21 protein-coding genes are annotated in these 22,394 nt (G+C 51.3%); all 21 read right to left on the bottom strand.

The annotated features are described in order from the left end of the window. Positions 1 to 192 (bottom strand): hypothetical protein (locus tag ABE504_RS32735; RefSeq protein ID WP_430096892.1); only part of this gene is annotated, 192 nt, incomplete at its 3' end. An 8-nt stretch (positions 193 to 200) separates the two neighbouring features. Further along, positions 201 to 2,780: a DNA translocase FtsK gene (locus ABE504_RS32730; protein ID WP_430096890.1), complete on the bottom strand. Its 2,580-nt coding sequence runs from the start codon at positions 2,778 to 2,780 to the stop codon at positions 201 to 203. An 80-nt stretch (positions 2,781 to 2,860) separates the two neighbouring features. Beyond that, complete coding sequence (locus ABE504_RS32725) at positions 2,861 to 3,082, bottom strand: YlzJ-like family protein (RefSeq protein ID WP_430096888.1); 222 nt, start codon at positions 3,080 to 3,082, stop codon at positions 2,861 to 2,863. Next, positions 3,079 to 3,831 carry a ClpP family protease gene (locus tag ABE504_RS32720; RefSeq protein ID WP_430096886.1) on the bottom strand — a complete coding sequence of 251 codons (753 nt, stop codon included), beginning with the start codon at positions 3,829 to 3,831 and terminating at the stop codon, positions 3,079 to 3,081. The genes ABE504_RS32725 and ABE504_RS32720 overlap by 4 nt, the downstream gene beginning before the upstream one ends. A 160-nt stretch (positions 3,832 to 3,991) precedes the next feature. Beyond that, positions 3,992 to 5,668, bottom strand: a complete 1,677-nt coding sequence (locus ABE504_RS32715; protein ID WP_430096884.1) for a ribonuclease J — start codon at positions 5,666 to 5,668, stop codon at positions 3,992 to 3,994. A 173-nt stretch (positions 5,669 to 5,841) separates the two neighbouring features. Next, positions 5,842 to 6,705 (bottom strand): 4-hydroxy-tetrahydrodipicolinate synthase, encoded by an 864-nt coding sequence (dapA, locus tag ABE504_RS32710; protein ID WP_430096882.1) that lies wholly within the window; start codon positions 6,703 to 6,705, stop codon positions 5,842 to 5,844. A gap of 24 nt (positions 6,706 to 6,729) precedes the next feature. Beyond that, complete coding sequence (gene dapG, locus ABE504_RS32705) at positions 6,730 to 7,947, bottom strand: aspartate kinase (RefSeq protein WP_430096880.1); 1,218 nt, start codon at positions 7,945 to 7,947, stop codon at positions 6,730 to 6,732. A gap of 239 nt (positions 7,948 to 8,186) precedes the next feature. Beyond that, positions 8,187 to 8,780, bottom strand: a complete 594-nt coding sequence (locus tag ABE504_RS32700; RefSeq protein ID WP_126143210.1) for a dipicolinate synthase subunit B — start codon at positions 8,778 to 8,780, stop codon at positions 8,187 to 8,189. Continuing rightward, on the bottom strand, positions 8,777 to 9,676 hold the full coding sequence (gene dpsA / locus ABE504_RS32695; protein ID WP_430096878.1) for a dipicolinate synthase subunit DpsA: 900 nt from the start codon (positions 9,674 to 9,676) through the stop codon (positions 8,777 to 8,779). Before dpsA ends, ABE504_RS32700 begins: the two co-directional genes overlap by 4 nt. Positions 9,677 to 9,847: 171 nt before the next feature. Then, positions 9,848 to 10,303, bottom strand: coding sequence for a dUTP diphosphatase (gene dut / locus ABE504_RS32690; protein WP_430096877.1), 456 nt, complete (start codon positions 10,301 to 10,303; stop codon positions 9,848 to 9,850). Further along, on the bottom strand, positions 10,290 to 11,546 hold the full coding sequence (locus ABE504_RS32685; RefSeq protein ID WP_430096875.1) for a M16 family metallopeptidase: 1,257 nt from the start codon (positions 11,544 to 11,546) through the stop codon (positions 10,290 to 10,292). The genes dut and ABE504_RS32685 overlap by 14 nt, the downstream gene beginning before the upstream one ends. Before the next feature lie 106 nt (positions 11,547 to 11,652). Then, positions 11,653 to 12,633: a polysaccharide deacetylase family protein gene (locus tag ABE504_RS32680; RefSeq protein ID WP_430096873.1), complete on the bottom strand. Its 981-nt coding sequence runs from the start codon at positions 12,631 to 12,633 to the stop codon at positions 11,653 to 11,655. A 201-nt stretch (positions 12,634 to 12,834) separates the two neighbouring features. Next, on the bottom strand, positions 12,835 to 14,937 hold the full coding sequence (locus ABE504_RS32675; protein ID WP_430096872.1) for a polyribonucleotide nucleotidyltransferase: 2,103 nt from the start codon (positions 14,935 to 14,937) through the stop codon (positions 12,835 to 12,837). A gap of 197 nt (positions 14,938 to 15,134) precedes the next feature. Beyond that, positions 15,135 to 15,404, bottom strand: coding sequence for a 30S ribosomal protein S15 (rpsO, locus tag ABE504_RS32670; RefSeq protein ID WP_126143204.1), 270 nt, complete (start codon positions 15,402 to 15,404; stop codon positions 15,135 to 15,137). A 152-nt stretch (positions 15,405 to 15,556) separates the two neighbouring features. Next, positions 15,557 to 16,504, bottom strand: a complete 948-nt coding sequence (locus tag ABE504_RS32665) for a bifunctional riboflavin kinase/FAD synthetase (protein WP_430096870.1) — start codon at positions 16,502 to 16,504, stop codon at positions 15,557 to 15,559. A 46-nt stretch (positions 16,505 to 16,550) separates the two neighbouring features. Then, entirely contained in the window at positions 16,551 to 17,468 is a 918-nt protein-coding gene (gene truB, locus ABE504_RS32660; RefSeq protein ID WP_430096868.1) for a tRNA pseudouridine(55) synthase TruB, read from the bottom strand. Continuing rightward, positions 17,465 to 18,466 (bottom strand): DHH family phosphoesterase, encoded by a 1,002-nt coding sequence (locus ABE504_RS32655; RefSeq protein WP_430096867.1) that lies wholly within the window; start codon positions 18,464 to 18,466, stop codon positions 17,465 to 17,467. Before ABE504_RS32655 ends, truB begins: the two co-directional genes overlap by 4 nt. Then, a complete protein-coding gene (gene rbfA, locus ABE504_RS32650; RefSeq protein WP_430096866.1) occupies positions 18,463 to 18,822 on the bottom strand; it encodes a 30S ribosome-binding factor RbfA in 360 nt (119 codons plus the stop codon). Before rbfA ends, ABE504_RS32655 begins: the two co-directional genes overlap by 4 nt. A 6-nt stretch (positions 18,823 to 18,828) precedes the next feature. Further along, positions 18,829 to 21,753: a translation initiation factor IF-2 gene (infB, locus tag ABE504_RS32645; protein WP_430096865.1), complete on the bottom strand. Its 2,925-nt coding sequence runs from the start codon at positions 21,751 to 21,753 to the stop codon at positions 18,829 to 18,831. Beyond that, complete coding sequence (locus ABE504_RS32640; RefSeq protein WP_126143199.1) at positions 21,743 to 22,072, bottom strand: L7Ae/L30e/S12e/Gadd45 family ribosomal protein; 330 nt, start codon at positions 22,070 to 22,072, stop codon at positions 21,743 to 21,745. The genes infB and ABE504_RS32640 overlap by 11 nt, the downstream gene beginning before the upstream one ends. After that, on the bottom strand, positions 22,062 to 22,379 hold the full coding sequence (rnpM, locus tag ABE504_RS32635; RefSeq protein ID WP_430096863.1) for an RNase P modulator RnpM: 318 nt from the start codon (positions 22,377 to 22,379) through the stop codon (positions 22,062 to 22,064). The genes ABE504_RS32640 and rnpM overlap by 11 nt, the downstream gene beginning before the upstream one ends. Positions 22,380 to 22,394 lie beyond the last annotated feature (15 nt).

Raw genomic sequence — 22,394 nt, 5'->3', positions numbered from 1 at the left:
TCGGCTTAAATGAACATTTTTAAAGCGGATATTCCATCCGCTTTGTTTGCTGTACGCTTTTTTCTTGCTTGCGCATAAAAACAAACGGCACAGGGCTTTTTCCCATGCCGTTTCAGATTCCATTTTTAATCCCAGTCTTGTCTTCAAGCGTAACTTAATGACATTGACTCCACAGTGTGCCTTCTCCGACATATGTAACCTCATGAACTCATTCGGTTATGCTGATACTGCTCGAGGGATATCAGCACCTCGCGCGGCTTGCTACCCTCGTACGGGCCAACGACGCCTTTGGCTTCCATCGCGTCGACCAATCGCGCAGCGCGGGTATAGCCGACGCGCATGCGGCGCTGGAGCAAAGATACCGAAGCTTGCTTCGCTTCCAGCACGATTTGAACGGCTTGATCGTACAGTTCGTCCTCGATCTCGTTCTGCTGCTCAGGCGCTTCCTCTACCTGCGGAACCAGTTCCTCACGATAGTTGGCCTGTTCCTGCGTGCGTACAAAGCTCACGACCTGCTCGACCTCCTGGTCGGACAGGAACGCCCCCTGCACACGCACCGGCTTGGACGCGCCGACTGGCAGGTACAGCATGTCGCCACGGCCAAGCAGCTTCTCAGCGCCCACCATATCCAGAATCGTCCGGGAGTCCACCTGAGACGATACCCCAAAGGCGATACGCGACGGAATGTTCGCTTTGATGACCCCGGTGATGACATCCACCGATGGACGCTGCGTCGCAATAATCAAATGGATGCCGGCGGCGCGCGCCATCTGCGCCAAGCGGCAAATCGAGTCTTCGACATCGTTCGCCGCAACCATCATGAGGTCGGCGAGCTCGTCCACAATGACCACGTAATACGGCAGCGGCGCAGCCGTTCCGGTTTCCAACAGCATCGCGTTATACCCTTCGATGTTCCGGGTTCCGCTCTTGGAGAACAGCTCGTATCGTTTCTCCATTTCCACAACGACTTTCTTCAGCGCAAGCGACGCTCTGCGCGGGTCGGTGACCACTGGCGCCAACAAATGCGGAATGCCGTTGTAGACGTTTAGCTCGACCATTTTCGGGTCAATCATGAGGAACTTCACTTCGTTCGGTTTCGCTTTGTAGAGCACACTCGTAATAATGCCGTTGATGCAGACCGATTTCCCTGAGCCCGTCGCCCCCGCAACCAACAAGTGCGGCATGCGCGCAAGATTGCCGACAATCGGCTGACCGGAAATATCGCGGCCCAGTACGACAGAGAGGCGGGAACTTGACTCTTGGAATGCCGATGTCTCCATAACCTCGCGCATCGTCACAACCGATACTTCCAGATTCGGCACTTCGATACCGATAGCAGATTTCCCTGGAATCGGCGCCTCCATTCGAATGTCTTTTGCTGCGAGCGCCAACGCAATATCGTCGGTCAACGACACGATCCGGCTGACTTTCACGCCGACATCCGGCTGGATCTCATACCGGGTCACAGCCGGCCCGCGGACTACCTCCAACACTTTGGCCCTCACGCCAAAGCTCTCCAGCGTCGCCTCCAGCTTTCTTGCGTTGGCCTTGTAATCCGCCAATTCACTGCCTTTGCCGAGCGCAGGCTTGGCGAGCAGTTCCAGTGACGGCATCTCGTACGGCTTCGTCATGACAGGCGGTGCTTCGTGAAACTCGACGTTAACCGGTTCGATCGATTCACCGTCCTCCTGCGCTTTCGCAAGCGGAGCAGCTACTGCCACTGGCACAGCGGCCGGGCTCGAAGGCTGCGTTCTTTCCGCCTGCTGAATGTCCTGCATCACTTGCTCCTGGAAGTCCCGAATGATTGGGTCTAGGCTTGGCGCAGCCACTTGCGGCGCCTCCGGCTCACGCTCGTCACCCGCTACCTTGTACACGACTTCCTCTTTCGCGGATGGAGATTCGTTTGTAGACTGCTCGTCCAAATCGTCCTCATCCTCATGCGAACCGGCACTCACAGCGACCTTCTTCTTCCGGCCTTCTTTTATCGGCTTGATCAGCTCCATGAACAGCGGCGTCTTCTTCGCCCGTTTCACCGGTTGGAATACTTCTTCATCAAACTCATCGTCAACCGGCACATAGACCGGTTTCTTGGCTCTCGTCGCATTGCCGCTTGCGGCGCTCGCCGTCTGCGGCGACCTGGACTCCCTATCGTGCAGCCATTCCTTCATGCGGTCTTTAAAGTTTTGCCCCACATTCTGAAACCGCCCCTTTACGATATTCCCTACATCGATGTAGGAAATGCCGGTAGCCAGAATAAAGCCCATCACGAACAGCATATATTGAATTAATCTTGCACCGAGATAGTCAAACAGGAAATACAAAATGCTGTACAGCAATGCGCCAATCATACCGCCTCCGCTGCCGTGCTCGATCGCTTCACGCCCAGCGTCCGTCGGAGCCAACCCGCCCAGCATCACGTCCCACGTCGACGAAATGATTTTACCCGAGGAGAAATTGTTATCCGGGTACAGCTGGGTAAACAGATCGATATGATTCTTGATCAGCAAGCCTAGAATAAGCAATAGAATACCTAGCTTTTTGGGGGTTACCATCGGCGGCCAATCCCGCTTAATCATGGCATACAAGCCGACATAAATAAAGATTAATGGGATTAAGGAATACCAGCTTCCCACAAAAAAACGAAATAAATAATAAAGCGAGTTCCCAACATGCCCTTGACGGGCAATCGCAATGACGGAAAAGATCAAGATGAGAATGCCGTACAGTTCAAACAACAAACTTGTTTTCACCGGTTTCGTTTTCTTCTTGCGTTTTGCCAACACTTTCACCCCCAAGTCCATATTATACCATAATCCTCTCATGGTAAGATACGGGAACAAGGGGGTGTCTGTCAATTCGTCTATAGGCCCGTATTGTACGAAATAATCGTCCCGGGAGCATATTTGGCATTTAAGTAGTCCTGCGGATTGCAGCTGTAGAGCCTTACGATCTTGGCTTGAAAGCGGCCTATCGGTTCAACCTGCATGGACATGCCATCCTGCTCAATGTCCACGAACTCCGGCGCATACGATGACATGCCTTCAAAAACAACGTCCATAGGGAGCACCGAGTAGTGAATCATTGGACAAGCCCTCCGGTGTCCGAAGCTTTCTTCTCGTCTATTCGCTTATTCAGCTCGCGAATCGCATCGCCGATGCCGCCTACTTGGTTGATAAGGCCGTACTTCACGGCGTCGGCACCGATAACCGTCGTCCCAATATCTCGCGTCAGCTCGCCTGTTTTGAACATCAGTTCCTTGAACTTTTCCTCCGCGACGTTCGAATGCTTCGTCACAAAGCGAACGACACGCTCCTGCATTTTATCCAAATATTCGAACGTCTGCGGCACCCCAATGACGAGCCCGTTCAGCCGAATCGGATGAATTGTCATCGTTGCTGTCTCTGCAATGATCGAATAATTCGCAGAAACCGCGATCGGAACGCCAATGCTGTGACCGCCGCCCAGCACGAGCGTGACCGTTGGCTTGGACAGCGTAGCAACCATTTCCGCAATCGCCAGCCCCGCTTCCACATCGCCGCCGACCGTATTCAGAATGATCATAACGCCTTCGATTTTCGGATTTTGCTCAGCAGCGACGAGCTGGGGAATCAGATGCTCATATTTGGTCGTTTTATTTTGCGGAGGGAGTACGATATGGCCCTCCACTTGTCCGATAATCGTCAAACAAAAAATGTTTGAAGCCTCGCCGGTAATCGTATTCGTCTGGCCGAGCTGCTGAATGTTTTCAACCACCGGATTTTTTTTGATTTCTTCCGCACCTGGTTCTTGCTCTTTCCCGCTGGGCGCGGATGGATTCGTAGGTGTAGGCACTGGGGGTTCCCCTTTCCAATATACAATAGCTTGCCAAATCTCCCATAGTATGAGGTTGGGGGCGCACTTTCATGCATGCCGTCAATGCTGAAAAAAGCTCCCCCCGCTTACGCGAAGAGAGCTTTCCTATATGCATAGGTTTAAGTGACTGTTCAAATTCCTAGACTTCCATGATAATTGGAAGAATCATCGGTCTTCTTCTGGTTTGTTCATATAAAAAGCGTCCGAGCACATCTTTTACATTTGTTTTGAGCGATGCCCATTCGTTGACATTCTCGTTCATCAGCTTTTGTAGTGTATTGGTCACGATGCGATTTGCTTCTTCAAGCAGACCTTCGGATTCACGCACATAGACGAAGCCGCGGGAGATAATATCCGGACCGGACAAAATTTTCCCATCTTGCTTGCTGAGTGTCACGACAACGACGAGGATACCGTCTTGGGAAAGCAGTTTGCGGTCGCGCAGGACAATATTGCCCACGTCGCCTACACCCAACCCATCAATCAGAATGTTGCCGCTTTGAACTTTAGAGCCTTTGCGGGCAACTCCGTTCTGAATTTCGACTGTATCGCCGATGTCGCAGAGGAAAATATCTTCTTTTGCAATGCCGACGGATTCAGCAAGTAATCCATGCTGACGCAGCATCCGATATTCCCCGTGAATCGGGATGAAGTACTTTGGCTTCATCAAGTTGAGCATCAGCTTCAACTCTTCCTGGCTGCCGTGGCCGGATACGTGTACGCCTGTTACGGAACCTGGACCGTAAATGACGTGTGCGCCAATGCGCATCAATTCGTCTACGGTACGGCCAACATAACGCTCGTTCCCCGGGATTGGCGTCGCCGCGATAATGACCGTGTCCCCTGGCAAAATATCAATTTTGCGATGAGTGGAACGAGCCATTCTCGTCAGAGCGGACATTGGCTCGCCTTGGCTGCCTGTCGACAGGATGACGACGCGGTCAGCGGCCATACGATTGACTTCCTCTGGCTCAATCAACATGCCATCCGGAATATGCAAATAACCGAGCTCACTTGCGATCGACACAACATTCACCATACTGCGGCCGATCACTGTTACTTTCCGGTTTGTCGCTGCAGCGGCATCAAATACCTGTTGAACACGATGAATATTCGATGCGAACGTTGCAATGACAACTCTTTGTTTCGCCTTGCGGAACACTTCTTCAATCTCAATCCCTACGCCGCGTTCGGAGCCTGTATAGCCTGGACGCTCTGCGTTTGTGCTATCGGACAGCAAGGCCAGTACACCTTTTTTGCCGATTTCACCCATGCGGTGGAGATCTGCGTATTGATCGTTCACTGGCGTTTGGTCGAACTTGAAGTCACCCGTATGAACGACGACACCTTCCGGTGTATCCACAGCCACACCCACGGAGTCTGGAATACTGTGATTCGTTTTGAAGAATGTTGCTGTCAGCGTCCCAAGAGAAAGGACGGAATCTGCATTAATCAGAATGCGGTTCGTTGTACCGAGCAGATTCGCTTCCTTCAGCTTCGCCTCGATCAGTCCCATCGTCAGCTTAGTTGCATAGAGGGGAACATTGAGATGCTTCAGCACGTAAGGTAAACCGCCGATATGATCCTCATGACCATGAGTAATGATGATGCCGCGTACTTTATCCCGATTCTCCGTTAAATAGCCAATATCCGGAATGACGATGTCGATCCCCAGCATGTCCTCCTCTGGAAATTTCAAACCGCTGTCAATGACGACAATATCGTTCCCATATTGAATGCAATACATATTTTTTCCGATTTCGCCCACGCCGCCAAGAGCGAAGATCAAAACTTTATCGTTATTTTTTTTGGACAAGATTATACCTCCTTATTAGATTGGACGACGAATTTTAAATGAAAAACCGAACGAGTCACTTGCAACCATTATACATGATAAAAAACAGCAAACACAAGTTAATCTGAGTAACCTATAGGTTTCCCTAAAAAAAGAAAACCGATGCCAAGGGGGCACCGATTCATTAGGGATGATCATTCAAAAAGTGATTGGATGAATTGTCCTTCTTGCTCGGATACGCGCACTAGCGGTAATCTGACTCCACCTGTCTGGATACCTTTCAGCGCTAGCGCATGCTTGATTGGAGCAGGGCTTGGCGCGCAGAAAATGCCGGTAAATACAGGATGGAGCTTGCGATGTAGTTCAGCTGCTTGTTTGATGTTGCCTTCCAGATAATACTTTATCATAGATTGCATTTCTTTTCCAATCACATGACTCGCGACGCTGACAATGCCTTCGCAACCGATGGATAACGCCGGCAGCGTTGCGCTGTCATCCCCGCTGTACACGAGGAAACCAGGAGCCGCATTGTTCAAAATACGTGTCATTTGATCGGTATCCGAGCAATCTTTGGTCGCCACAATGTTAGACACATTCGAAAGGCGAACCGTCGTATCCGCATCCAGATTGACGCCTGTACGGCCGGGTACGTTATACAGTATGCAAGGTACTTCGACGGACTCGGCAATCGCTTTAAAATGCTGGTACAGCCCTTCTTGCGACGGGCGGTTATAGTAAGGCGCGACCAGAAGCAAAGCGTCGACACCCAATTTTGCAACCTTTTGCGAGAATTCAATTGTATGCGCTGTATCGTTGCTGCCTGTGCCCGCGATAATCTTGCAGCGGCCGCCGGCAATGCGAACGGCAAGCTCAATGAGCTTTAGCTTCTCTTCTTCACTTAGCGTTGGCGATTCTCCTGTCGTCCCGCAAATCACAAGGCTGTCGGACTGTTGATCCTCGATCAAATAATTGACTAAATCTTCTACCTGTCCCCAATTAATCTGCAATTGCTCGTCAAATGGAGTAACCATGGCTGTGACAACTCTTCCAAAACTCACGGTGACGCCTCCTGCTCTATCATGTCATTTGAATAATTGAAATCTTCGATGAAGTGCTCTAACGGATGAGATCATGTCTTCGCCCTGAACGAGCACCCAGATGGTGGTATTGGAGTCCGCCGATTGCAAAATGCGAATATCCTCCATCGTCAAGGCCTCGACGATATGCGCCATAATGCCGGGAACGCCGTTCATACCGCCCCCAATGACGGAAACCTTGGCGCAGCCTTTGGCGAACTTAGGCTCGTAGCCTTGCGCCTCCAAGAGCTTGACAGCTCGCTCTGCTTCATGGTCGAAAACCGTATAAATGACCCCCGAGGGGTTCACGTTAATAAAGTCAACACTGATCTGATGCTGGGCCATCGTCTTGAACACGCGAAGCTGCAGATCAAACTGCCCTTCCACGGCAGACACCTGGATCTGGGTAATGTTCGGAAAATGCGCGATGCCCGTTACGAAACGGTCCTTCACACGGCCCGTTTCCGACGACGCCGGATCGGCTGCCGTTACAAGCGTTCCCGGATCCTTGGTGAATGTGGAACGCACCCGGATCGGAATATTTGCCTGCATCGCGACTTCGACCGCACGCGGATGAATCACTTTGGCACCGTTATGCGCCATATTGCAAATTTCCGTGAAGCTTACCCGCTCTAAGGGCTTGGCATCTTCTACAATTCTTGGATCCGCTGTCAAAATGCCATTGACGTCGGTGAAAATATCGACGATCTCCGCTTTCAAAGCGGCGCCGAGCGCCGTTGCCGACGTATCGCTGCCTCCGCGTCCGAGCGTCGTCAGTTCACCTTCTGCCGTTTTCCCTTGAAAACCGGTCACAATGACGACCTGATCCTGCTCCAGATGAGCCAGAATGCGCTCAGGCTGCATCGCCACGATCTGCGCATTACCATGCGCGTCATTCGTGATGAGCCCGGCTTGCCCACCTGTCAAAACCGTTGAACGAATGCCCTTATCTTGCAATAAACTGCACAAAAGCACCGCAGAAATCAATTCTCCGCAGCCCATCAACATATCGAGTTCCCGCAGCGGCAACCCGTTCCCGTTCTTTCGAACAAGGTCCAGGAGCGTATCCGTCGCATACGGTTCCCCTTTTCTTCCCATCGCAGAAACGACAACGACTAATTTGTACTGTTCTTCTAGTGCATCTTGGATATGACTGATCACATGATCTCTTGCTTGTGCGGTGGAAAGCGAAGTACCTCCAAATTTCTGGACAAGAATTCGCATAAATTTCCCCCAATTTCGCCGCCGTGTGTCAGCAGCCTGCTGGATGATTGCCTATTAGCAATATATTCAGCAATGTGTACAGCATGCCAAGCGGCACCTGACAGTAAATATCTGAAACAATCCGCAGAGAGAATCCCAGGACTGTTAAGATCGTTTGAAACTAACTTCTTGACGGAGAAATGCCAGCCCCTCGTTCATTCAGCGGCCAGCTTCTCCCCTTCAAGAAAGAAATTATATGTTTAGTAATTAAATCTCTCAATAATCATCGGCTGAAGCTGCTTGCCTTCAAGCGCAGATTCACAAGCCTCCACGATCAAGTCCATACGAGCGACCAACGAATTTGGCTTCGCTCCAGGAGCATCTTGACCAAAAGGCACAAAATAAATATTTTTCGTAATCAGCAGCTTTGCAATGTTCATCGCATTCAGACCAAGCCCGTCATTCGTAGAAATCGCCAGAACCAACGGTCTGCCATTTCTCATCTGCGCTTTGGCCGCCATGAGCACAGGGCTTTCCGTCATCGCATTCGCAAGCTTGCTTGTCGTATTGCCCGTGCATGGCGCAATGACCATCACGTCCAGCAGCTTGGAAGGCCCAAGCGGCTCCGCATCGACAATCGAGGAAATGATCTCATTTCCCGTAATGTCCTTAAGCATTTGCTGCCAATCGGCCGATTTGCCGAAGCGTGTATCTGTCGTCATCACCGTGTTCGAAACTATTGGAACTACGCGCGCTCCCGCATCTACGAATCTCTTAATTTGGGGCATGACTTCTTCCAATGTACAGTGAGAGCCCGTCAGGGCGTAGCCGACCGTTTTTCCTTGCCAGTTCATTCCACATCGCTCCTGTCGTTAAAGATTTCCTCGATCAGCTGACTGAGCGTGTTCGCCATGATACGGCCAGCTGTTTTGGGGGCGACGATTCCAGGTAACCCGGGCGCTAGCATCGCTTTAATGCCTCTTTTCTCCGCAAAACGGAAGTCCGTTCCGCCGGGTTTCGAGGCCAAATCGATAATAAGCGCACGATGTGGGATGTTGGTAATTACTTGTGCTGTGACTATCATAGTCGGAATTGTGTTAAAAAGCAAGTCAATATTCGACACTTCCGAGTATAGATCTTTCGTATAAAAAGGCTGAAAACCCATCTCCCACGCTCTTGCAAAGTGCTCCGGTTTCCTAACGCCAACCTTGACTGTTGCCCCTAATCCTTGCAGTGTTTTTGCCATCGTGAATCCGGTGCGGCCGAAGCCGAGCACCATACAAACGGAACCGTGAATGGTAATATCCGTGTTCTGAATGGCCATCATCAATGCGCCTTCTGCCGTCGGAATCGAATTGTAAATGGCAATATCATCCCTTTCCAGCAATTCGACAACTTCAATGCCGTGCGCTCTGCCAATCTGCTTCAAATAACTTTTCGCCATTCCCGTGTACACTTTGGCATGCTTCGGCAACGACGAAAAAAGCTCATCCGTCAAAACCAGCTCTTCGCTGGAGAAAATGGATTCCACATGGCCGGCATCATCCGTGCCTACGACTGGCAATATCAGCACATCGACATGTTGAAAAACGGTGCTATCCAGCTTGGCATGCGTAACCCCGTTAAACTGTCTCCCAAGGTTGTCAAAACCGAGCAACGTCACAGTGGCATCTAGCTCCGTAAATTTCTGAATCACTTCAAGCTGCCGGGCGTCTCCGCCCATAATAGCAACCGAAATTCCAGTAAGCATTTCTAGCTTACACCCCTTCCTCGGCCCTTTCGATACGTTATAGTATGCGTTCGCCTAAGGATGGGTGACTTTCTGAATCCGCTCGCATGAAAAGCAAAAAAAGAGCATCTCCCGAAGCCGCTGTATACGGCAAAACGGGACATGCTCTTGCTTTACGCTGCCACTTTGGTGTCAGCGGCCGGTATGGCCGAAACCGCCCGCGCCGCGAGCCGTTTCGGTCAGCTCTTCAACTTCCCGCAATTGAACTTGCGGAACGCGCTGGAACACCATTTGCGCAATGCGCTCATTGCGCTGAATCGTGAACGGCTCCTGCCCATGATTGATGAGCAGGACTTTCACTTCGCCGCGGTAGTCGGCGTCGATCGTGCCCGGCGTATTCAGCGACGTGATGCCGTGCTTGAACGCCAGCCCGCTGCGCGGCCGGATCTGCGCCTCCAGCTCGTCAGGCATGGCAAGCGCGAATCCGGTCGGAATCAGCTTCCGCTCGCCAGGCGCCAGCACGACCGGCTCGGTGACAGCGGCATGCAGATCAAAACCGCTTGCCGCGTCGGACATTTTTTGAGGAAGCTTCACATCTTCGTTGCCGGGAAGCCGTTTAATTTGAACGTCAAACTCATAGCGAGACAAGCTGATCCCTCCTGAAGCTGTGAATGGCGTTATCCGAGCTGCCGACCATCGACAGCGCAAATGGCGTACTGAACAGCGATTTTGTGAGTTGACGAATATGCTCCATCTGCACGCTCTCAATGCGGGCCAACATTTCGTCCAGACTGTAGTGCTTGCCGGTCATGAGCTCATTTTTCCCAAAACGGTTCATCCGGGAGCTTGTGCTTTCAAGACTCAGAATCAGGCTTCCTTTGAGCTGTTCTTTGCCTTTTTTCAATTCATTGTCTGTCATACCATTGACGACGATATCATGCAACAGCTCCATCGTCACATTCAGCACTTCTTCTGTCTGCTTCGGCGCTGTGCCGGTGTAGATTGTAAACATGCCGCTGTCGATGTGGGACGTGTGGTAGGAGTACACGGAATAAGCAAGTCCACGCTTCTCGCGGATTTCCTGGAACAGCCTGGAGCTCATGCCGCCGCCGATCGCGTTATTCAGCAGCACCATGGGATACAAGTTGTCTTCCTGCAGCGATAAGCCCGGAAGCGACAAGCAGATGTGATTCTGTTCTGTCTTTTTGGCATGATAGATCAGCTCGCTCAAGAAGTCAGGCGCATGATAGGACGTTTCCTCGCCGGACAGCGCAAAATCGCCAAAATGCTGCTCAATCAGCGCTTTCACATTGTCGTCAATATTGCCGGCGATGCTGAGCACCGTATTTTGAATATTATAGTTCTCCTTCATATAAGCGCGCAGATCGTCCGAGCTCATGCGGGACAGATTCTCTTCGGTTCCCAGAATCGTATAGCCCAGCGAATGCGAGCCGTACGAAGCTTTGGCCAATAGATCATGGACGAGATCATCCGGCGTATCCTCATACATCGAAATTTCTTCGTAGATGACGTTTTTCTCTTTTTCCAGCTCTTCCGTATCGAACGACGAATGAAAGAACATATCCGACAGCACGTCCATCGCGAGCGGCAGATGCTCATCCAGCACCTTGCAGTAATAGCACGTATATTCTTTGGACGTGAACGCATTCACGTTGCCGCCGATCCCGTCGAAAATCTCCGCAATATCTTTAGCGGAATGACGAGCCGTCCCTTTGAACAGCATATGCTCAATAAAATGGGAAATCCCGTTCATTTCCTTCGACTCATTGCGAGAACCTGTCTTCACCCAGATTCCGAACGTCACGGAACGAAATGTCGGAATTTGTTCCATGACGACTCTCAAGCCATTATGCAAGCGATATTTAATCACCCAGGTTCCTCCTCGATAGTAACTCCTAATTTCCCTATTCTCCCATTATACTTCACCAGTCTAACAAAAATGTGCCGTCTCCTCAACTTTGCGGACCGTTTTTCGGTTATTTGCCATTCGTCTGTCCTTCTGCCGGGATGCGTTTGGAGGAAAGCACTTCGGAGACCGTTCCTAATGTCAGTCCTTTGTTCTTAATGGTCTTAATCATTCCCAGCAAAGCATCTCGGGACGAAGATGTGGGATGCATCAGAATCAGCGTGCCTGGCTCCACATTGCTCGAAAGGCGCTGTAAAATGCGGTCAGCCCCGGGATTTCTCCAGTCGATTGTATCAAACGTCCATAAGACGGTCTGCAGTTTGAATTCCGCGGCCACTTGCACCGTTTCTTGCGTAAAATAGCCCGAAGGCGGGGCAAACAAAGTATTTTTGACCCCTAGTTGCTTTAGAAGCTCTTCGGTCTTCGAAATTTCCTCCACCGCTTTGCTGCGGGAAATCGTCCGCATATCTTTATGCGAATACGCATGATTGGACAATTCATGACCCTCGCTAAGAATTTGCTTCGCCATATCCGGATTTTTCCGAAGCCAAGTCCCGTCCAAAAAAAATGTCGCGTGTACATTTTCTTTACGCAGTGTATCCAATATGGGCGTCAAGTACTCGTTGCCCCAGGCGACATTAATCATAAAAGCCGCCATCGGCTTTTTGGGATTCCCTTTATACACGGGGCTTGGCCCCAAATCCTTCAACTGAATGCTCGGCTCGACTTCTTTCATGACGTAATGTATTTGATTTGGCGAAATTCCGTGCTCCGCCAACTTGAACGTCTCGTCGATGTCCACTTCCAGTCCGTTATAACCCGGAATGGCCTTCCATACCGGATCGATTTTGGCATTAATCGGTGCAACCCTGCGCTTCGCCGCCTCCTGCGTAATTGTATCGAGCAGAACGCTTTGTTTGTCCGAACGAGCAAGTGCAAATACAGGGCGAGCTTCGCCCCCCTCTCCTGCGCGCTGCGCGGCAGACGAAATCTTTCGATCCGCAATAAATGTGCCAATACCAGGGAGCGCCTGCAGCCCGACCAGAACCATAGCAAAAAAACTCCCTATGAGCAGCCATTTTTTATGGAGCATACTTAGGTCCCCTTTCCTCATCTCCTGAATGTTATGCGAAAGAGGACAAGAGTAGAACCTTTGCCTGTCCGGCTCAGCCTTCCTAAGAAAAGCAAAAAAGAGACAGACTCGTCTGACTCTTTATTCAAAACTATGCATGGCGTTAGAGGCCAATGTTGTTTAGCTTTGTGCTGGAACTTGTGCGGTTAACGTCGCTTTGCGGGAAAGGTTGACGCGGCCTTGGTTGTCGATTTCCGTGACTTTCACCGTGATTTGATCACCGATGCTCACCACGTCTTCCACTTTCGCTACGCGCTCTGTGGAAATTTGGGAAATGTGGACAAGCCCTTCTTTCCCAGGCAAAATCTCAACGAATGCGCCAAACTTCTCAATGCGCTTCACCGTACCCAGGTAGGTCTCGCCGACCACGACTTCGCGCACGATGCCTTCGATGATGGAACGCGCTTTTTCGTTCATCTCCTGATTGGAGGAAGCGATGAATACGCGGCCGTCTTGCTCGATGTCGATTTTCACGCCGGTTTCTTCAATAATTTTGTTAATGATTTTTCCTCCGGCTCCGATGACGTCGCGGATTTTGTCCGGATTGATATTCATTGTAATAATTTTCGGTGCGTATGGCGACAACGAAGTTTTAGGCTCTGTAATGCGCGACAGCATTTTATTCAAAATGTACAGGCGGCCTTCCTTCGCTTGCTCTAGCGATTGCTGGAGGATGCTGCGGTTGATGCCGTCGATTTTAATATCCATTTGCAAGGCAGTGATGCCTTGTGCCGTACCGGCCACTTTAAAGTCCATATCGCCGAGGTGATCTTCCATACCTTGAATATCGGACAAAATGGAGAAGTGGTCTCCGTCTTTGATCAGACCCATAGCAATACCGGCTACCGGCGCTTTGATCGGCACGCCTGCATCCATCAGCGCCAATGTGCTTGCACAAATGCTCGCTTGGGACGTAGAACCGTTCGACTCGAGTACTTCGGAAACAAGACGAATCGTATATGGGAAGCTCGTTTCGTTCGGAATGATCGGCTCGAGCGCGCGTTCGCCGAGTGCACCGTGACCGATTTCGCGGCGACCTGGCGGACGAAGCGGTCTCGCTTCACCAACGCTGAATGGCGGGAAGTTGTAGTGATGCATGAAACGCTTAGTTTCCGTCAAATCCAGGCCGTCCAAAATTTGCACATCGCCCAGCGCACCAAGTGTACATATGCTAAGCGCTTGCGTCTGACCACGCGTAAACAAGCCGGAGCCGTGCGTCCGCGGCAGCAGGTCGATATCACACTCGATTGGGCGAATCTCTTCCAGCTTCCGTCCATCAGGTCTTACTTTGTCGTGCGTGATTAAGCGACGTACTTCTTCTTTGACGATGTCGTACAGTGTTTCTTTCACGTCCCCAAGAAGCTCAGGCGTTTCCGCATACAGTGCTGTAAAATGTTCCACAGCTTCCGCATTCACCACATCGATTGCTTCTTGTCTTGCGTGCTTCTCGGAAATTTTGATCGCATCGATCAGTCTAGCTTGTGCAAACGCGCGAACCGCTTGGTTCACTTCTTCGTTCACCGCGTGCAGCGTCACTTCCATTTTCGGTTTGCCCGCTTCGACGACGAGCTCTTCGATCAAGGCAACGATTTGACGAATCACATCGTGACCGAACATGATCGATTCCAACACAACTTCTTCGGAAACTTCGTTCGCGCCAGCTTCTACCATCATGATGGCGTCTTTCGTTCCTGCTACAGTCAAGTGCAGGTCACTCTTCTCCGCGACTTCGCCTGTCGGGTTGATGACGAATTCGCCGTCAACGCGGCCTACGATAACACCGCCGACCGGTCCATTAAAAGGCACATCCGAAATCGCCAGCGCAGCGGACGTACCGATCATAGCCGCGATTTCCGGCGGGCATTCCTGATCCACGCTCATCACGATGGATACGATTTGCACGTCATTCCGGAAGCCTTCCGGGAACAGCGGACGAATCGGACGGTCTGTCAGGCGGCTCGCAAGAATCGCTTTCTCACTCGGACGACCTTCCCGTTTAATGAAGCCGCCGGGAATTTTACCTACCGAATATAATCTTTCTTCATAATTCACGGTCAGCGGGAAGAAATCCAGATCCTTCGGTCCGCTGGAAGCCGTCACCGTGGACAGCACGACGGTATCCCCGTAGCGAACGGTGACAGCGGCGTTGGCTTGTTTGGCAAGTCGGCCTGTTTCAAGGATGAACGGCTTACCGCCAAGTTCCATTTGTACCCTTTTCTCCATGTTATCCTCCTAAAGGAATTGATGATCTCAATTCGTATGTAATGACTCCTCTAATTCTGCGCTATGTTTAGTATTTCCTGCTTTTACCGTTTTAAAAATACACAAAGATATGAAGAAAAAGCAACCTTGTGCCGCTCTTCGCCAAAGCTTTATTCAAGCCCAGCAAAGGAGCAACAGGTTGCTTCTCGTTGTCGGTTTTATCGACGCAAACCAAGCTTCTCGATCAATGCGCTGTAACGGTTTACATCTTTGTTCTTTACGTAAGCAAGCAACTTACGACGTTGACCAACCATTTTCAACAAACCACGGCGGGAGTGGTGATCTTTTTTGTGTGTGCGAAGGTGGTTTGTCAAGTTAACGATGTTCTCAGTCAGGATCGCAACTTGTACTTCAGGTGAACCTGTGTCTGTGTCGTGTACCTTGTGAGTTTGAATCAGTTGTGTTTTGCGCTCTTGTGTCAATGCCATTGTGTTCATCTCCTAAATTCTTGTAGTATCCCCGTAAGCCTAGAAAACGCCGATGAAAGCGACAATCCAAGCCAAGGTTCATGCCAAAAGGAAGTTTCCTTCAGGCAACATTGAACAGTATATCATAATTGCCTAGGCAAAGTAAATGCTTGCTACAGGTTTTCCGCCAATTTCTGCTTCGCATGCTCGGAATCCCGCTTAATTTGTGCGACTAGCTCATCAAGGGAACTGAATTTACGTTCGGCACGAAGGAATGAAATGAGTTCGACAGTCACTTTCTCCCCATAGATGTCTTGGGCAAAATCAAACAAGTGGGCTTCATAAGACGGTTTGAGCTCGCCTGTCGTAAAAGTCGGCTTCACACCGATGTTCATAACGCCTAGATAGGTTGCCCCGCGAACTGTCGCTTTAATCGCGTAGACGCCGTTGGACGGGTTCACATAAGGTTCATCCAATTGCAGATTGGCTGTAGGGAAACCAAGCTGTCTGCCTCGCTTCTCTCCATCGACAACCGTTCCTGAGATGCTGTACGGACGCCCGAGTAGACGGGCTACTGAACCCAAGTCCCCTGTCTGCAGCGCTTCGCGGATGCGCGTTGAACTTACTTTTTCTCCATTCATATGAAAAGGTCTCACCACTTCAACTGAAAATTTGCCATGGCTGAGCTCACAGAGCGTATCCGGCGTGCCTTTACCTTGGAAGCCAAACGTAAAGTCAAAACCGCAAATCACACTCTCTACGCCAAGCTTCTCCAACATGTGAGCCACAAACTGCTCCGGCGAGAGCCGCATCAAGGAAGCATCGAATGTGACCACATAGGCATGATTGACACCCATCGCTTCGAAAATTTCCATTTTCCGCTGCAGCGGCGTAAGCGCTGCTTCGTACTTCTCTTGCCCCATCACGGCCCGCGGGTGCGGATGGAAGGTCATAATGGCGGACGGAAGTCCAAGCTTCTCCGCCGTGCTCAGCGCACGTCCGATCACTTCTTGATGGCCTAAATGCACACCGTCAAAATCGCCGATCGCGACAACTTGCTTCCCTTGGAAAAAGCCGACTTCATCCATATTCAAGGGATATGCGATTGGTACAATTTTCATTAAGAGAGTTCACCTACCCGTTTCAACCCGTCCCTGGACGTCAACATCAGAGAAACACTTTGGCCGGGACCAAGACACGGTTTTTGCTATGCCATTCGTATAATCCCAAAAACCGGGCATCCGGCGCATATGCGCGATACAGCGGTGTGGGATCGTCTTTCACTTGCCCAATTCTTGCGCTATCCAGCCGAACATGTTTGCCCTGCTGTGCGCTCACGGCTTCTTGCTCCGTCAACGCAACGCTGGGCAAATGCGCAATCGCTTGATCCATGGGAATCATGCGCTGCTCCAATGTCCCGTCTGCCTTCATCTGTTCAATCTGTTCGAACGTAAAACATTGCTCTTGACGGATATTGCCGGTTGAAGTTCGAATCAAGCTGGCCATCGTTGCCGGGTACCCGAGCGCCCGTCCAATATCGACGCAAAGCGTTCGTATGTACGTTCCTTTCGAACAGAGAGCCCGATAACGAATGACAGGATGCTGCGCGGCGAGATCCATCTCGAGAACCTCGATCTTGTAAATCGTCACTTTCCGCGCTTTGCGCTCCACTTCTTTCCCTTCGCGAGCCAGCTCGTAAAGGCGCTTGCCGTCAACTTTGACAGCCGAGTACATCGGAGGCACCTGCTCGATTTCTCCAACGAAAGCTTGAAGCGCCGAGCGGACCTGCGTCTCCGTCAACTTCACTTCCGCGACTTCCTCCAGAACGGTTCCCGTCGCGTCCTCCGTGTCGGTAGAGACACCGATCCGCAGTTCAGCTTCATACTCCTTCGGCAAATCCTGAATAAACTCGACCATACGGGTTGCTCGTCCCAAGCAAAGCGGCAGCACTCCTGTAACTTGCGGATCCAGCGTTCCCGTATGACCGACGCGTTTCATCCCCACGATGCGTCTGACTTTGGCTACAACATCGTGCGAGGTAAAGCCCGCCGGCTTCCATACAGGCAAAATGCCTTCTACCGTCATATCAGCTTGCTCCCTACTTCCTGGATCATTTTCACAACGGCATCTTCCAGTGTACCGTAAATCGTGCAGCCGGAAGCTCTGACGTGTCCGCCTCCACCAATGGATTGCGCAACCGCAGCGACGTCAACCAGCCCGGATGAACGCAAACTCACTTTGATGACGCCAGGCGCTTTTTCCTTGAACAGCATGCCGACCTCGACACCTTCCACATTGCGCGGGTAGTTGACGAGCCCGTCCAAATCTTCCGATGAAGCGCCGGTTAACGCGAGATCGTCCAAGGAAACCGCAAGCCAGGCGATCCTCCGATCATAGGCAAAGGAAAGCGTGGACAACGCCTTTTGCAAAAGCACGATTTGCGGATAGGTCATGCGCTCAAGCACTTGCTCCGCAATTTCCGAGCCTTGCACGCCAAGCGTGAGCAGCGAGGCCCCAATTTGGAGCACCTCCGGCGACGCATTGGAGTAACGGAACCCGCCTGTATCTGTCAGCAGACCCGTGTAAATGTATTCACCGAACGTTACCGTTGGCTTCAGCTTCATAAACAGCGCTAGATCGTACAAAATTTGCACGGTAGCCGCGGCATCGAATTTGAGCAAATGGCACGTTCCGAAGTAATCATTCGTCGGATGATGATCGATGTTCAGCAACTGCACATCTTCATCAAAAAGAGTGCTGACCCTTCCGATTCGGGAGAAATCAGCACAATCCACACTTATAACCGCTTTATATCGGCGATCAGACGATTGATCTTTTAATTCCAAGCACGTTTCACTCTGTTTCAAAAAGGAAAACTTGGAGGGCATGGCGCCCTCGTTAATCAAGGTGAACGATTTGCCCAGTTGGGTTAACATCCACCCCGTCGCGTACGTTGAGCTGGCCGCATCCCCATCCGGCTGGATGTGGGAAACGACCAGGAAATCATCATGCTGCTCGATAAAGGCGGCAGCCAAAGCGAGCTGCCGGTCATACTCGGTGGCATGGTTCATTCCATCGCTCATACGTTCGGATTTCCTTCCTGATTGAGTTTATGAAGCAGCGACTCAATGTGGCTGCCATAGTCCATAGAACTGTCAAACTTAAACTGCAGATCCGGCACCTTCCGAAGACGAATCCGTTTGCCAAGCTCAGAACGAATGTAGCCGGAGCCGGTATTCAGTGCCTTCAAGCTCGCAGCCTTCTCCTCATCCGTTCCCAGTACGCTTAGAAAAACGCGCGCCAAGGATAAATCGTTCGTGACCTCTACACCCGTCACCGTCAAGAATCCGATACGCGGATCCTTGAGCTCGGACTGCACAATCTGACTCAGTTCTTTCTTGATTTGCTCACCTACGCGGCCTACGCGAACTCTAGCCATGCGTTATCACCTCTCCACAGTTTCCATAATGAAGGCTTCGATAATGTCGCCCTCTTTAATATCATGGTATTTCTCCAGAGATATACCGCACTCGTAGCCTTGTGCAACTTCTTTTTGATCGTCTTTGAATCGTTTCAAGGAATCGACCTTTCCTTCATGCACGACAATGCCGCTGCGGATCAGGCGCATTTGCGCATTCCGGGCAATTTTGCCATTGGTAACCATACAACCCGCGATAACGCCGGCGCCGGTAATTTTGAAGACGTTGCGCACTTCAGCCGTACCGATAACGACTTCTTTGAAGACCGGATCCAGCATGCCTTTCATCGCTTGCTCGATTTCTTCAATCACATTGTAAATGATGTTGTGCATACGAATATCGACTTTTTCCTGATCGGCTGTCGCTTTCGCGGCAGGCTCCGGACGCACGTTGAAGCCGATAATGATCGCATTGGATGCGGACGCCAGGGCGACATCCGTTTCCGTAATCGCGCCAACGCCGTGGTGAAGGATTTTCACGCGAACGCCTTCCACTTCGATTTTCTCGAGTGAGCTCTTCAGCGCTTCAACCGAACCTTGAACGTCCCCTTTAATGATTACGTTCAGATCTTTGATTTCGCCGTCTTTAATATGCTTGAACAGGTCATCCAGCGTTACGCGGGAATTCGCTGACATTTCGGATTGACGCAGCTTGATCGAGCGGCGATCTGCGATGTCTCTCGCTTTGCGCTCGTCTTCGTAAGCAAGGAACGGATCCCCCGCTTGCGGAACCTCAGTTAGACCTGTAATTTCCACTGGCGTAGACGGTCCAGCTTCTTTCACGCGCTTGCCTTTGTCATTGACCATCGCTCTGACACGACCGAAACATACGCCGGCTACAAAGCTGTCGCCGACTTTCAGCGTACCGTGCTGAATGAGCACGCGAGCTACCGGACCACGGCCTTTATCAAGCTCAGCCTCGATGACAGTTCCTCTTGCACGTTTGTTGGGGTTCGCTTTGAACTCTTGAACTTCTGCAACGAGCAAGATCATTTCAAGCAGGTTTTCCAAGCCGATACGTTGTTTCGCGGAAATTTCGCAGAAAATCGTCTCGCCGCCCCACTCTTCCGGTACAAGCTCATAAGCGGTAAGCGCCTGTTTGATTTGATCCGGATTCGCGCCTTCTTTATCGATCTTGTTGACTGCCACGATAATCGGCACGTTAGCCGCTTTCGCATGGTTGATCGCTTCTACCGTCTGTGGCATAACGCCATCATCAGCCGCCACGACGATAATCGTAATGTCCGTTACTTGTGCGCCGCGGGCACGCATCGTGGTGAACGCTTCGTGACCAGGCGTATCGAGGAACGTAATTTTCTTCTGATTGACTTCAACCTGGTACGCACCGATATGCTGCGTGATGCCGCCGGCTTCGCCTTCGGTTACGCTTGTTTTGCGGATTGCGTCTAGAAGCGTCGTTTTCCCGTGGTCGACGTGTCCCATAATGGTGACGACCGGCGGACGCTCGAGCAGATCAGCCTCATCATCGACTTCTTCGAACGTTTCGAAGTTGTCTTCTTCGACTTTGATCTTGATTTCCACTTCAACGCCGAATTCTGACGAAATCAGTTCGATTGCTTCCAGATCGAGCTCTTGGTTAATTGTTGCCATCGTGCCGAGCATCAGAAGCTTTTTAATGACTTCGGAAGCATCTTTATGAAGCAATTTTGCCGTTTCTCCTACCGTCATTGTACCGCGGACGATAATTTTCTTCGGCGTATTGTCGATTTTCTCTTTCTTGACCGGCTCCTGTTGGTAACGACCGCGATTGCCGCGTTGGTTCCCTTTGTAGCCGCCTTGACTCCGGTTGCCGCTTTGACGGTTATCGTCAAAACGCTTCGGTGAAGGCTTGGATTTCTTCGTCGTAATAACCCCTGCGCGTGCCGCTGCATCATCAAGCTCCGCTGCGCTGGCGCCGACATGGAATTGCGGCTTCGCTTCCTGAACAACAGGTCTGCCGCTTTGGTTATGGTTACGGTTCTCGTATGGCTTGTTTTGGCGATTAGGGCCAGCGCCGCGGTTAGGGCCTTGCGGACGACCGGTTGATGCCGCAGGCGTTATGCCAGGGCTCGGTGCTCCGCTTGATGCTGGGCGTGAACCCGAAAAGCCGCCACCTTCTCTGCGCGGACCTGAATTTCCACCGCCTTGACCGCCTTGGTAGTTCCCTTGGCCGCCGGAGCGTTGATTGTTGTAACCGCCGCCGCCGGATGGACGGTTGTCGCCGGAACGGAACGGTGGACGGTCGCCGGAGCGTTGACCACCTTGGCCAGATCCTTGGCCGCCTTGACCTTGATAGCCGCCACCGGAGCGGTTGCCGCCTTGACCCTGATACCCGCCGGAACGCTGACCGCCCTGGCCGGAGCCTTGCGGACGCCCGCCTTGACCTTGGCCTTGGCCTTGATAGCCGCCAGAGCGCTGACCGCCTTGGCCGCCGGAACGATTGCCTTGGTAGTTGCCTTGACCGCCGGAACGCTGATCGCGTCCTTGATAATTGGAACGTTCATTGTTGTGGGACGACTGTCCTTGGGAAGCGGAAGTGCCGCCTGTAGCTGCCTGTTGGCTGGATGTCTCGGAAGCAGTCGGCTTCTGGGCCGCTGCTGCACCTTTATTCTCTTGTGCTTGAGCCTGCGATGCAGGGTTCTGATTCGTCGTTGTTGAACTCACATTTCCTCCGTCCGTAGCTGCTCGCTTGGCAGCCGCATTGGCTTTAATATCTCTAAAAAACTTTTCAACCGAGTTTACCGCATCATTTTCCATTACGCTCATATGGTTGTTAACAGGAATATTGAGACGCTTGAGAATCGTAATAATCTCTTTGCTGCTCATGTTGAGCTGCTTGGCGTATTCATATACGCGGGTTTTATTGTCTTTATTATCTTGATTATTGGTCAATATGTTTCACCTCCGCAGGAATTTCTTGACTCTTCTGCAGCATCTGCGCGAAGCCTACGTCCGTAACGCCGATGGTGACACGCATTTCCTTCCCAATGCTGCGACCCAACTCGAATTTCGTCCCCGTTTCCATGAGAGGCACCCCATAGAACTGGCACTTATCCTGAAACTTTTTCCGCGTATTGGCAGATGCATCAGCCGCCATGACAACCAGTTTGGCTTCTCCCGAGCGAATGGCCTTCAATACGCCTTCATCGCCGGTGACAAGTTTGCCCGCCCGCATCGCAAGTCCCAGTTGATTCAGCAGCTTAGGATTCATCTTCGTCGACCCCCTCCGCTTTCGAAGAGAGGAACTCGTCTTCCACCCGAATAAAGTCTTGTTCGAGCTGATCGTAAATATCAGGCCCCACCGTATGCTTAAGCGCACGATCCAGGGCTTTGCTCTTCTTCGCTAGTTTAAAACACGAAACTTTCCCGCACAGGTAGGCGCCGCGCCCGGACTTCTTCCCTTTCAGGTCAATGAGAATGTCATCCTCAGGCGTCTTAACGACGCGGATTAGGTCCCTCTTCGGCATCATTTCCTGACAGGCTACGCATTTTCTCAGAGGGATTTTTCTCTGCTTCATTCCGCTCACCCCTTG

The sequence above is a fragment of the Paenibacillus oryzisoli genome (assembly GCF_050467285.1).
In the GTDB taxonomy this organism is placed as follows: Bacteria; Bacillota; Bacilli; order Paenibacillales; family NBRC-103111; genus Paenibacillus_E; species Paenibacillus_E oryzisoli_A.
Note: the sequence above shows the minus strand (reverse complement) of the source record. Positions and strands in the feature narration are given on the sequence as shown.

Bases quoted from the DNA above. Each gene is read 5' to 3' on its own strand.
- ABE504_RS32655 (WP_430096867.1), bottom strand. From the start codon at position 18,466: ATGAGCGATGGAATGAACCATGCCACCGAGTATGACCGGCAGCTCGCT.
- ABE504_RS32640 (WP_126143199.1), bottom strand. From the start codon at position 22,072: ATGAATCCTAAGCTGCTGAATCAACTGGGACTTGCGATGCGGGCGGGC.
- ABE504_RS32725 (WP_430096888.1), bottom strand. From the start codon at position 3,082: ATGATTCACTACTCGGTGCTCCCTATGGACGTTGTTTTTGAAGGCATG.
- ABE504_RS32700 (WP_126143210.1), bottom strand. From the start codon at position 8,780: ATGAACTGGCAAGGAAAAACGGTCGGCTACGCCCTGACGGGCTCTCAC.
- dapG (WP_430096880.1), bottom strand. From the start codon at position 7,947: ATGCGAATTCTTGTCCAGAAATTTGGAGGTACTTCGCTTTCCACCGCA.
- ABE504_RS32675 (WP_430096872.1), bottom strand. From the start codon at position 14,937: ATGGAGAAAAGGGTACAAATGGAACTTGGCGGTAAGCCGTTCATCCTT.
- ABE504_RS32665 (WP_430096870.1), bottom strand. From the start codon at position 16,504: ATGAAAATTGTACCAATCGCATATCCCTTGAATATGGATGAAGTCGGC.
- rpsO (WP_126143204.1), bottom strand. From the start codon at position 15,404: ATGGCATTGACACAAGAGCGCAAAACACAACTGATTCAAACTCACAAG.
- dpsA (WP_430096878.1), bottom strand. From the start codon at position 9,676: ATGCTTACTGGAATTTCGGTTGCTATTATGGGCGGAGACGCCCGGCAG.
- rbfA (WP_430096866.1), bottom strand. From the start codon at position 18,822: ATGGCTAGAGTTCGCGTAGGCCGCGTAGGTGAGCAAATCAAGAAAGAA.
- ABE504_RS32680 (WP_430096873.1), bottom strand. From the start codon at position 12,633: ATGGTTCTGGTCGGGCTGCAGGCGCTCCCTGGTATTGGCACATTTATT.
- rnpM (WP_430096863.1), bottom strand. From the start codon at position 22,379: ATGAAGCAGAGAAAAATCCCTCTGAGAAAATGCGTAGCCTGTCAGGAA.
- truB (WP_430096868.1), bottom strand. From the start codon at position 17,468: ATGACGGTAGAAGGCATTTTGCCTGTATGGAAGCCGGCGGGCTTTACC.